Source organism: Coleofasciculus chthonoplastes PCC 7420, from assembly GCF_000155555.1.
GTDB classification, from domain to species: domain Bacteria; phylum Cyanobacteriota; class Cyanobacteriia; order Cyanobacteriales; family Coleofasciculaceae; genus Coleofasciculus; species Coleofasciculus chthonoplastes_A.
On sequence record NZ_DS989882.1, the window covers coordinates 17,667 to 29,611 of the forward strand.

Annotated in this window: 11 protein-coding genes; 7 read left to right on the plus strand and 4 right to left on the minus strand. The window is 45.9% G+C overall.

Translation table 11 applies throughout. The features are described 5' to 3' along the window. The first annotated feature begins 94 nt into the window (after positions 1-94). The 3 genes from MC7420_RS44255 (at position 95) to MC7420_RS33855 (ending at position 2,461) form a co-directional block, all read left to right on the plus strand. Positions 95-415, plus strand: coding sequence for a DUF6883 domain-containing protein (locus MC7420_RS44255; protein WP_044211285.1), 321 nt, complete (start codon positions 95-97; stop codon positions 413-415). Between the two features lie 8 nt (positions 416-423). Next, positions 424-669, plus strand: a complete 246-nt coding sequence (locus MC7420_RS33850; RefSeq protein WP_006106412.1) for a DUF4926 domain-containing protein — start codon at positions 424-426, stop codon at positions 667-669. Positions 670-1,240: 571 nt separating this feature from the next. Then, complete coding sequence (locus tag MC7420_RS33855) at positions 1,241-2,461, plus strand: SpoIID/LytB domain-containing protein (RefSeq protein ID WP_006106419.1); 1,221 nt, start codon at positions 1,241-1,243, stop codon at positions 2,459-2,461. A 181-nt stretch (positions 2,462-2,642) separates the two neighbouring features. On the opposite strand, the gene MC7420_RS33860 is transcribed toward MC7420_RS33855, so the two are convergent. From MC7420_RS33860 to MC7420_RS33870, 3 genes are all read right to left on the minus strand, one after another. Next, positions 2,643-3,602, minus strand: a complete 960-nt coding sequence (locus MC7420_RS33860; protein WP_044211270.1) for a Uma2 family endonuclease — start codon at positions 3,600-3,602, stop codon at positions 2,643-2,645. A 154-nt stretch (positions 3,603-3,756) separates the two neighbouring features. After that, on the minus strand, positions 3,757-4,662 hold the full coding sequence (locus MC7420_RS33865) for a Uma2 family endonuclease (protein ID WP_006106408.1): 906 nt from the start codon (positions 4,660-4,662) through the stop codon (positions 3,757-3,759). Positions 4,663-5,165: 503 nt separating this feature from the next. After that, positions 5,166-6,092: a Uma2 family endonuclease gene (locus tag MC7420_RS33870; RefSeq protein WP_006106399.1), complete on the minus strand. Its 927-nt coding sequence runs from the start codon at positions 6,090-6,092 to the stop codon at positions 5,166-5,168. Positions 6,093-6,593: 501 nt separating this feature from the next. On the opposite strand from MC7420_RS33870, the gene ndhN reads away from it, so the two are divergent. The 3 genes from ndhN (at position 6,594) to MC7420_RS33885 (ending at position 8,693) form a co-directional block, all read left to right on the plus strand. Then, positions 6,594-7,076 carry an NAD(P)H-quinone oxidoreductase subunit N gene (ndhN, locus tag MC7420_RS33875; RefSeq protein ID WP_006106404.1) on the plus strand — a complete coding sequence of 161 codons (483 nt, stop codon included), beginning with the start codon at positions 6,594-6,596 and terminating at the stop codon, positions 7,074-7,076. A 307-nt stretch (positions 7,077-7,383) separates the two neighbouring features. Continuing rightward, entirely contained in the window at positions 7,384-7,989 is a 606-nt protein-coding gene (locus MC7420_RS33880; RefSeq protein ID WP_006106437.1) for a vWA domain-containing protein, read from the plus strand. A 251-nt stretch (positions 7,990-8,240) separates the two neighbouring features. Next, positions 8,241-8,693, plus strand: a complete 453-nt coding sequence (locus MC7420_RS33885; protein ID WP_006106402.1) for a salt stress protein, Slr1339 family — start codon at positions 8,241-8,243, stop codon at positions 8,691-8,693. A gap of 34 nt (positions 8,694-8,727) precedes the next feature. Here the strand turns inward: MC7420_RS33885 and MC7420_RS36030 are convergent, their stop codons facing one another. Beyond that, complete coding sequence (locus tag MC7420_RS36030; protein ID WP_006106414.1) at positions 8,728-11,022, minus strand: PAS domain S-box protein; 2,295 nt, start codon at positions 11,020-11,022, stop codon at positions 8,728-8,730. A 242-nt stretch (positions 11,023-11,264) separates the two neighbouring features. Here MC7420_RS36030 and MC7420_RS40985 point away from each other — a divergent pair, with 242 nt between their 5' ends. Then, positions 11,265-11,447, plus strand: coding sequence for a hypothetical protein (locus MC7420_RS40985; RefSeq protein ID WP_157453448.1), 183 nt, complete (start codon positions 11,265-11,267; stop codon positions 11,445-11,447). The last annotated feature ends 498 nt before the right edge of the window (positions 11,448-11,945 follow it).

An 11,945-nucleotide genomic window follows, 5' to 3' on the forward strand; every position in this document is an offset into this window, starting at 1 on the left:
TCCTCCTGCTCCCTCAGCAAAAGAGGAGGTGGCACAACCGAAGAATGACAACTCTCTCCGAACTGGCACAACAAAGAGTCGGCAAAACAGGAAAATCCCTGATGATGCCATCATTCCTGATACTAAATTAACTCGCTATCTCCTGGTCAAGAGAGAACAAGACGATAAATCAAACTTTTTGGCACAGGCGGGATTTACACGGGATAATCCCGACCAATTAAAATCCGCCATTCGTTACCTTGCCGATACAGTGGAAGCGGTAGAAGATAGAAGCAATGAATATGGGACGTTCTACCGTGTCAAAGGTCAACTCATGGGTGTCAATAACACAAACTTGGAAGTAATCACAGTCTGGCTGAACCGTAAAATTGATAACCAATTCCAGTTTATTACTTTAATTCCCAACAAGGAGTGACACTAGAAATGCTTGAACTTTACCAGCGCGTTGTCCTATCTCGCAACCTACCAGAACATCACCTGCAAAAAGGCGATGTTCTCACTCTGATTGATTATGTGCCTCACCCTAGCGGTGGCGAAGATGGCTATATTTTGGAAGTTTTCAATGCTGTGGGTGAATCGATTAATGTAATTGCTGTGCCGATGGGAGCAGTTCAAGCCTTGAAAAATAATGAAATCCTCACTGTTCGTTCTTTAGCTGAGGCGAGTTAGTAAAACTTAAACCTGCTCTCGCGCTAACCATGCAGCAGACAGCAATTGTGAGATGAGTGTGCGATTTTCAGGTATATTATCTACGGTGGGTTTATCGTAGGCAAAACTAATCCTAACACAGCTAAACCCCTTGAATCTTCGTAACACTTTGTATAATGTCTGGTTTTCGTCTCACTCCTAATGTCTCCTTGGACATAAGTATTTTCTTAAATTTTCGATAAAAATCATTACTAAGTATTGACAAAAACACAGATTTTACAGACGGGATGGCAGTTTTCCCAATGCTGAATCGTGAGAGACACAGATTGACACAGAGAAGTAAATAATCTCCCCAACAATCGAATCATCTTCTCCCCATTCAGAACTAACGCCTCTGTGTAATCAGTGCTACCCGCCTCCCACCCCCCACCTCTACCGTTCCTATCCAATCAGAGAAATCAGTGTTACCATTCTTGATTCAGCCAGAGAGTGCCATATCCAAACAGGCGATCGCAGATTAAACTAAGAGGCGGTGCTTGATTGCTAATCTGTCGTTATCGTCCTCTCCCAACCCGCTCAGGAGCAAGTATTGATGATTCGCCTGCCTAACAACCACCCGATTTTAAAGGGTTCTAGACTATGGTCAATGGTTGTGGTTTCAGCATCCCTCGTATTGCCCTTGATGCTAGCTCAATCCTTTTATTCCGGTTCTAAACCGATCGCACCCTCTCCCCAACCGTCTTCGGAGCCATCACCCCGATCGGAAGTCCCACCACCGCCAAATCCGTCCCCGGCTGAAGTAGAATGGCGTCATCGTCTGATTGCCCAAAGTCTCTCCTGGCAACGTCCCTCAACTCCTGTTCCCAAGGCAACCCCATCTCAATCCTCTACGACTCAAGATACCGCCAAAACTCAAACCTCGGCGGCTCAATCACCGACAGCGAACAAAACCACTCAAACCTCGGTTCCCAAACCCCCCACCCCCCTACCGCCCAAACCTAACGCCCAGACTCAAGCCCAAAGCCCACCCCCGCAATCCCCTCCCGCCGCTTCGGAAAACTCTGCCAAATCTGAAACTCCTCCAGCTAATGCAGCCAGCCTAGAAATGCGAGTTGCGATCGCAACTGGGGTAAGTTCCCTCGACGTTGGCACATCTACCACTGGATTGGTGGTGGATGGGAATGGCAAGACATTAGGAAAACTTGAGGCGAACGAAGGCGTTAATGCTCAACCCAATGGTTCTTATCTTCGCATCGGTGAATGGAAAACCCCAGGGGGCGTTTGGCTTAAACCCACAGGTGGCGGGTTTGTTTTTGTCAATGGTCGCTGGTATCGAGGGGATTTACTTTTAATATCACAAGGGGATAGTCTACTTGCCGTTAACTATATTGAGCTTGAGACCTATCTAGCCAGTGTCGTCGGTTCCGAAATCTATCCCAGTTGGCCCCCCGCTGCTCTGAAAGCCCAAGCGATCGCGGCTCGTTCTTATGCGATCGTGCATTATATTCGACCGGCTAATCAGTTATATGATTTGGGTAATACTCAGCGTTGGCAAGTGTATAAGGGAATTGAGTCGGAGTGGAATACCACCACTCAAGCGGTTCAGCAAACCCAGGGAATGTTTCTCAGTTATAAAGGGGGCGTGGTGGAATCGCTGTACGCCGCTTCAGATGATATTGTCAGTAATGTTTTTGGCGGTCAAGGAATGAGCCAACGGGGAGCATACAAGTTGGCGATGCAGGGGTATGATTACAAACAAATTTTAGCCCATTATTATCCGGGTGCGGGGTTGTCATGGATTGAGGATCAGTGAGGGTCATTTGTCATTCGTCAGGGTTTGACAGGTAACGTTTTCAGCGCTGGAAAGGTTTTCAGGCTTAAGTGTATGATCATGATTTCGAGTAGGCGATCGCGATGACATTAGCAACCAAGCAACTAACCTTTGCAGAATGATTAAATTTTTATCGGTAAAAGTTGTATAATTGTCTTTTTCATCAGCTCTGATCCTGGAAAAAGGTATCGGGGTCAATTCCCGATTCTCGTAGTCGCTCAATCAAAGCATCTAACTGAGCTTGTGTAGCTTTGGCTCGTTGTCTGTCCTGTTGAGCTTGCTGTAAAGCTTGGGCTTTTTGGATTCTCTCTTGTTCGGCTCGTTGTCTTTCTTGTTCGGCTCGTTGTCTTTCTTGTTCAGCTCGTTGTCTCTCTTGTTCAGCTCGTTGTCTCTCTTGTTCGGCTTCCGTCAGAATCCAATTTCCTTGAGCATCATACCAACGCAACCAGAGGCGATTAATCCCTTGAAACTCTCCCTGCCATAATCCCAAACCTAAGCCTAATTCACTCATCCATACTCGCCCATCTTGTACCTCTAACTCTTGATAATGCGCTCCATTCAATTTAAACGCCCGTAGTTGATTGGTGTAACGACTAAATACGACATAGTAAGGGATATGTAAAATCTGCTCATAAACCTGCCATTTTCGCGGCGGTTTATCTTCAGTTGATCGCTGACTCTCTTGCCCATTTCCTCGACCTTGTTCAGGTTCTGGCGCGATTACCTGTTCTCCTAAGTCTTCCCTCTCAGTTCCAGGTGAGAGCAATTCCACAACCACAAACGGATTGACGCCCTCCTGCCAAACCACATAAGATAGGCGCATATCCACATCATCATACAGTCGCGGTACACCGACAACCCCAAACCAATCTGGGCGCTTGTACCACAGAGGATGACGCACATCATAGTAAAGGTTTAAGTCGCTGGCATAAAAGATCTGTGAAAGGGGATAGTGGGGAGGGCAAAATGTCAAGCTCAATAATTGCGCTTGCCAATCATGGAATTCGTCAGGCAAACCGGGTTCCTCTGGATCTTCACTCGGAAGATCATACATCGTCGGTAGCGTTTCCCTCGGTGAACAAGGTGGATCAGTTTGAGGAACAGGATAGTTGAACGAAACCATGGACGGAAATTGTTAGGAAAACTGGCTCTATCTTAACAATCGCTACTTATGCACAAGGGCGGGTTTTGTTGTTTAGTTATTGACAATCAGCTAGCGCTAGTTCCTAAACCCGCCCCTACAGTGGCGATCGCTAACTGTAGTGACTCGACTGATTTTAACCCTGATCCGGGAAAAAGGTATCGGGATCAATGCCTGATTCTCGCAGTCGCTCCATCAAAGCATCTAACCGAGCTTGTGCAGCTTCGGCTCGTTGTCTCTCTTGTTCAGCTCGGTGTCTTTCTTGTTCGGCTCGTTGTCTCTCTTGTTCGGCTCGTTGTCTTTCCTGTTCCGCTTCCGTCAGAATCCAGTTTCCTTGAGCATCATACCACCGTAACCAGAGGCGATTAATCCCTTGAAACTCTCCCTGCCATAATCCCAAACCTAAGCCTAATTCACTCATCCATACTCGCCCATCTTGTACCTCTACCTCTTGATAATGGGTTCCATTCAGTTTAAACGCCCGTAGTTGATTGGTGTAACGACTGAATACGACATAGTAAGGAATCTGTAAAATCTGCTCGTAAACCTGCCATTTTCCCGGTGGTTTATCTTCAGTGGGAAGCTGACTCTCTTGCCCATTTCCTTCACCTTGTCTTGGCTCAGAGTCTGGCAATGGGATTACCTGTTCTCCTAAGTCTTCCCTCTCGGTTCCAGGTGAGAGCAATTCCACCACAACAAACGGATTGACGCCCTCCTGCCAAACCACGTAAGACAGGCGCATATCCACATCATTATACAGTCGCGGTACGCCGACAACCCCAAACCAATCCGGACGTTTATGCCACAGAGGATGATGCACATCATAGTAAATGTTCAAGTCGCTGGCATAAAAGATCTGTGAAAGGGGATAGTGGGGAGGGCAAAATGTCAAGCTCAATAAATGCGCTTGCCAATCATGGAATTCGTCAGGCAAACCCGGTTCCTCTGGATATTCACTCGGAAGATCATACATCGTTGGTAACGTTTCTTTGGGTGAACCCAGTGGATCGGTTTGAGGAGTGGGATAGTTGAATGAAACCATGGACGGGAATTGTTAGGAAAACTGGCTTTATACTAACAAGCCCTACTTATGCATAAGGGCGGGTTTTGTGGTGGAGTTATTGGTAACAAGCTACCGCTAGTTCCTAAACCCGCCCCTACAGTGGTTGGTTAACAATCCCTACTTATGCATAAGGGCGGGTTTTGTGGTTGAGTTATTGGTAACAAGCTACCGCTAGTTCCTAAACCCGCCCCTACAGTGGTTGGTTAACAATCCCTACTTATGCATAAGGGCGGGTTTTGTGGTGGAGTTATTGGTAATAAGCTACCGCTAGTTCCTAAACCCGCCCCTACAGTGGTTGGTTAACAATCCCTACTTATGAATAAGGGCGGGTTTTGTGGTTGAGTTATTGGTAACAAGCTACCGCTAGTTCCTAAACCCGCCCCTACAGTGGCTGGCTTCCGTCCCGACAATTTACCCTTCAACTACGCTTAGGGCATGGTTTTTACGTCTTGCGATCGCTAACTGTAGTGACTCGACTGATTTTAACCCTGATCCTGGAAAAAGGTATCGGGATCAATGCCTGATTCTCGCAGTCGCTCCATCAAAGCATCTAACCGAGCTTGTGTAGCTTCGGCTCGTTGTCTCTCTTGTTCAGCTCGGTGTCTTTCTTGTTCGGCTCGTTGTCTCTCTTGTTCGGCTCGGTGTCTCTCTTGTTCCGCTCGTTGTCTTTCCCGTTCCGCTTCCGTCAGAATCCAGTTTCCTTGAGCATCATACCAACGCAACCAGAGGCGATTAATCCCTTGAAACTCTCCCTGCCATAATCCCAAACCCAAGTCTAACTCACTCATCCATACTCGCCCATCTTGTACCTCTAACTCTTGATAATGGGCTTCATTTAGTTTAAACGCTCGTAGCTGATTGGTGTAACGACTGAATACGACATAATAAGGAATCTGTAAAATCTGCTCGTAAACCTGCCATTTTCCCGGTGGTTTATCTTCAGTGGGAAGCTGACTCTCTTGCCCATTTCCTTCACCTTGTCTTGGCTCAGAGTCTGGCAATGGGATTACCTGTTCTCCTAAGTCTTCCCTCTCGGTTCCAGGTGAGAGCAATTCCACCACAACAAACGGATTGACGCCCTCCTGCCAAACCACGTAAGACAGGCGCATATCCACATCATTATACAGTCGCGGTACGCCGACAACCCCAAACCAATCCGGACGTTTATGCCACAGAGGATGATGCACATCATAGTAAATGTTCAAGTCGCTGGCATAAAAGATCTGTGAAAGGGGATAGTGGGGAGGGCAAAATGTCAAGCTCAATAAATGCGCTTGCCAATCATGGAATTCGTCAGGCAAACCCGGTTCCTCTGGATATTCACTCGGAAGATCATACATCGTTGGTAACGTTTCTTTGGGTGAACCCAGTGGATCGGTTTGAGGAGTGGGATAGTTGAATGAAACCATGGACGGGAATTGTTAGGAAAACTGGCTTTATACTAACAATCCCTACTTATGCATAAGGGCGGGTTTTGTGGTGGAGTTATTGATAATAAGCTACCGCTAGTTCCTAAACCCGCCCCTACAGTGGTTGGTTAACAATCCCTACTTATGCATAAGGGCGGGTTTTGTGGTGGAGTTATTGATAATAAGCTACCGCTAGTTCCTAAACCCGCCCCTACAGTGGTTGGCGTTTGTCCCGCCAATTGACCCTTTAACTACGCTTAGGGCATGGTTTTTACGTCTTGCGATCGCTATTCAATACACCAACTGATACCAAATCCGGGGAACGCTACCCCTGTTATAACCCAGTCCGCGCAGGCGGATTACCCTTCGGGAAGGCTTCGCATACATTTGTGTCGCAGCGATTTCAATCGTCTCCTCTTGCTAGATGTGCCAGGAAGCCTCTATCCCTATATAATTGGCTCATAAGAATTAACAAAACTTAAGGCGGAATCGGAGAAATAAATGGCACTGATCACCACCGGAAAGACGTTCATTCGGGATTTAGAACAGTCCGGCACATTGGCATTGTACGCTCCCTTAGAAGGAGGATTTGAAGGGCGTTATCGGCGACGACTGCGGGCGGCGGGTTATACGACGATTTCTCTCTCAGCGAAAGGATTGGGCGATCCAGCCGCTTATCTGACGGGTGTTCACGGTGTTCGTCCGCCGCATTTGGGGAAGAAAACCATCGGTAAAAGCGCTGCTGTGGGTGAGGTTTACTTTATCCCGCCTATCCTGACGTATCAACTGGAAACGCTACCGCCTAAGTCGAAAGGGATGGTTCTGTGGCTGATTGAGGGCAGTAGTCTGTCGCGCCAAGAACTGGAATATTTCATCGCGTTGCCTAAACAGGAGAAGCGGGTGAAAGTGGCAATTGAAATGGGAGGCGATCGCTATTTCCGTTGGCAGCCGCTTCAGGAAACCTTATCTGAGTTGGCATCCTAATGCTGTAGAGACGCGCCATGGCGCGTCTCTACAATGCCAGGGGTTTGCACCAAAACGTTAAACGTGTTCCGTAAAACCCGCCCCTACAGCCCTGCTCACCAACTGTCGCCACCGTAAACTTGGCGATCGCCTAGTGCAAGAAGGCAGAAATAACTGAACAGCTAATATCTCCCCCCGCTTCCCCTGCTGCCTCTGCTCCCCCTGCTTCATCGTATCTACGAAGCTGCTCAAGTATTTTTATGCCCGCTGCACTAGTGGTGGGTTTGATACCCTTGAGAAGGACTGTAGTAGATTTGGGAACGTTTTTATGCTAGAGAAACGAGATTATACCTTAATTATTGATAAAAGCGGCAGTATGTCGATTCGAGACCAGTATTCTGGGAAAAGCCGCTGGGATGTTATGCAAGAGTCTACTCTGGCTTTAGCAAATAAATGCGAAGAATTTGACCCCGATGGTATCACTATTTACCTATTTTCGGGTCGCTTCAAACGCTATGATGGCGTGACAGCGAATAAAGTCATGCAAGTATTCCAGGAAAATGAGCCATCAGGACGCACAGACTTGGCATCTGTCTTGGAAGATGCCCTCAATAACTATTTTCAGCGCAAAACTAGCGGTCAGACGAAGTTGAATGGTGAAACCCTATTGGTGGTTACGGATGGGGAACCCGATGACCGTAAAGCGGTGATGAAGGTGATTATCGAAGCGTCACGCCGAATTGATAAGGATGAAGAGTTAGCCATTTCTTTTATCCAAATTGGCAGTGATCCTCAAGCGACGAAGTTCCTCAAGATTCTGGATGATGAACTGCAAGGTGCGGGTGCTAAATTTGACATTGTGGATACGGTAACGATTGAGGATATGGAGGACATGACCTTAACGGACGTGTTGCTCAATGCTGTAATCGATTAGATAACCAAGTGAGCGTGTGTTTGAGAACACAGGGGGTGCATTTACCTCATCTGTGAGTATTATGCTGTTTTGGTTTAGTATCCGATCCTTACCTCAGGCGATCGCTCTGAGCAGACATCAAGGGATTCGGTGTCAGAGTCTGTATGGCAAAGCGGATTAAAATAGAAGATATAGAGGACATGACCGTTGAGGATATGTCCTTAATTGTAACTGTTGATAAAAAAATCTCTCCTAACTGAGAGTTTCGTCTTATGGCAGAATCCCTTGATGACTTATTAAACCAAATAAAAGCCGAATATCAAGAAAAAGACCAGGGAAAACCCCCGGAGAAAAAACCTCTGTTGGATGAGGATGACTTGAAGTCGCCTGCAACGAATTCGTCAACCTATCAACCTATTTCCTCATCGCCATCTTCGCGATCGCCTGTAGAAGATAGTATGCTATCAGAACTGAAGGCTGAGTTTGAGGAGCAAGAGCGCGAAGCCCAACGGAAACGACAGCAGCAACGGCAAGAAGAAGAACTCAAGGCAAAACAGCGAGAACAACGCAAACGGGACGCTCTGAAGCAACAAGCCCAAGACTGGTTAAATAATTTAAAGCCACATTCTGATGAAGGGCTTTGGTTTGAAGAGTTTTCCTATAGCTATTCTTCCAAACTGGAAGCCGCGATAGATTATCTGCAAGCGCTGCGGGAAACGCCGTGATTGTAGAGACGTTGCATGCAACGTCTCTACAATCTTAATTTAGAGGCGGGTGTATTGGTAGTTCGATGATAAATTCTGTTCCTTGACCTGGTTCAGACTGATAACTAAGTTTACCGCCGTGTTTTTCGACAATAATCGCATGGGCGATTGATAACCCCAAACCTGTACCAACCCCCACAGGTTTAGTGGTAAAGAATGGGTCGAGTATGTTTTTTTGTAAGGTTTTGGGAATACCAATACCATTGTCAGCAATGCGAATAATCACAGAAGCAGCATTTTGATCAGTGTCGTCAACTGTCTTTCCTCTAATTTCTGCCTTGTTTTCGGGACTCAGTATGTCTTCATCTGGAGTCGATAAACCCTGATTATCAGGCGTGATCACGCTAGTTTGAATCGTAATCCTTTTATGACAGTCTAAGTGAGGATAATGTTTTTCCTTCTGTTCCAAGGCGTCAATGGCATTATTGAGTAAATTCATAAACACCTGATTAAGCTGACTGGGATAACATTGAATCCGAGGAAGTTGACTATAGTCTTTGATGATCTGTATTTCTTTGGGAAAGACGGTCTTTTTTAATCGATGCTGTAAAATAAGCAGAGTGCTATCGATTCCTTCATGAATATTCACCAACTTCTGTTCAGCTTCATCTAAACGCGAGAAGTTGCGTAAAGACAGAATAATTTCCCGGATACGTTCGGCTCCATCTTGCATGGAATTGAGCAGGTTAGGAAAGTCTGCTTTTAAGAAATTCAGATCCATCCTCTCAATCTGATCGTGGATTTCGGGTACAGGTTCTGGATAGTGTTTGCCATAGATGTCGATCAAATTGAACAGCTCTAGGGTATAGTCGTGAGCATAGGTAACATTGCCATAGATAAAGCTGATCGGATTATTAATTTCATGGGCTATCCCCGCCATCATCTGACCCAAACTGATCATTTTTTCATTTTGCACTAATTGAGCTTGAGCGTTTTTCAGTTGGCGTAATACTTGCTTGAGTTTTTTATTTTTGAGTTTTAATCGACCTTCCGACTGGCGCAAGGCTTCTCGGATTTGCTTCTGTTCACTAATATCACGACCTTCGGGAATCAAGAGTACAACTTGTCCGGTTTCATCGGTGACAGGTTTAAGAGAAAAATCAATCGTGATCACCTGATTATTCGCGCCAACAACCTCCACTTCATAGCGCACAAATTCACCCATCGCCGCCGCCGCGATCGCATGTTTTAATTGGTTCTTAATTTCTGATGAATGACTCCACCATTTCGTTTGCCAAAATGGACGCCCCGCCACGTCTTCACGCCGCAATCCGCCAAAATTTAAGGCGGTTTGATTGGCTTCTAACACCGTACCATCGGGTTTAAGCAAACCAATAAATTGAAACGTTGCATCAAAAATAGCCCGGAATCGCCGCTCACTTTCTCGCAAGGCATTTTCCGCCTGTTGGCGTTGGGCGGATTCCTCATGGGTATCACTAATATCAGTAATCATCCTCAACACGCCAACAAACTCACCCTGAGCGTTTAAAATGGGCGTAGCAGACACAATTGCCCATAACTCCGAGCCATCTTTACGGCGAAACTTAAACGGGTGGCGCTCGTGGATTCCGTGGCGACGACGCAAGATATAAGTTGAATAAAGAGGACGACTTTCTGCATCCATGAAATCAAAGAGCGATCGCCCGATCATTTCTTCGACATGATAACCCAACATTTCCGCCATCCGAGAATTAGCAAAAACGGTTTGGCTGTTCACATCAAACATCCAAACTCCCTCTGACGCCGTTTCCACCATCAAGTGATAGAGTGCGTCAGATTCCTGAATAGTTTCTGACGGTTGCATCGTATGGTTAACGTGACTCTCAGGTTGACGCTGGCTAATATCAAGAATAATTCCATCTAACCAGAGAAGTTGTCCCGTTTCGTCAAAAATGCCCTGTCCTTTATCACAAATCCAAACCACAGATCCATCGGATCGCACAATCCGATACTCCAACCAATAAGGCTGTTGATGGGTTAGCTGTTTTTCAAGCGCTTGTTCAATAATTGGTTTATCATCAGGATGAATAATACTAATTAAAGACCGTTCTCGATTCTTAATAAAATCACTGGCGGGATAACCGCAAATATCTTGGATAGCGGGAGTAATAAATCGGGTTGTCCACTGAGAATCCCCGGCGCGGCGGTAAATCGCCCCAGGAATATTTGCCACCAGATCACTTAAGCCGGCTGCATTTTGCTCTGAACTCTGGAGGTTAGGGTGATCAAGTTCAGTTAAATCGAGAAAGGTTGGTCGTTCTACCATGGTTGTTGCTAGACTTGAGGACATAATTCAACTCAACAAGAGTAATGAGCTAAGTGGACAGGATCGAGAATTGATCTAAAAAAACTTCTTTTTTAGCACAAACACTTGATCCGAGTCAAGTTGTATTGAACTAGAGCGAATCTTTTCTCAAGTGCAGCTCGGCGGAAATAACTATCCCGTTAAAAAAGGTGCAACAGCTTACTGTATAAGCATTCTTCCTTTCTGATTCTTGCCTTCTTGCACTAGCAAGATATGGCTGATAAAAAATGCTAATGTTGTCGGTTGAATTAAGAAATATCGGTAGAGCCTTCTCGTTTCCCTTTGCTGTTCCCGTAGGGGAGAGTAACTCCACGGAGCAGGTTAACTTAGAGATTGAGTGCAATCCTGATCGACGCCGACACGTTCCTAGCTGTGCTGTTGTCCTGGCTAAACCCACTTTTTCCCTGTAAGCACAACGGATTGTGTCTGTACCTGTTATCCTTCTCCCTCCAGTCTTAACCAACAATTTTCGGTCTTGTGGTAGCAGCTAAAAGGATTTGTTTATATTACTATTATGAAGGAGATTTAGCAACTCTTTCATCAGTCATTACTATTCTTTCAATAATTTAAATGTATGGGTACTTCAGGGTAGCCATAAATTAATACAAAGGAGAAACGCTATTGATTCCATTGTTCGCGCATGACTTGCAAATTTTCACGAATAGTGATTGTTTTCGGATGGTCATCCCCCAGCAAGCTTGATTACTGTGACTATTTGTAGTGGGTTTGTAGTAAGCACTTTAGTGCTATAACGTTTAGCTGGAGAGGGCTGAAGTTCCCTAACTACGAACCAATTCTAATTCATCAAATAAGGTGTGCCACGCCGCCATCGTGTGTTAGCGCAGCGTAACGCACCAATTATAGCCATAGCGGTTGTAAATCTATTGCACAATTTTAGCTGGGTCACG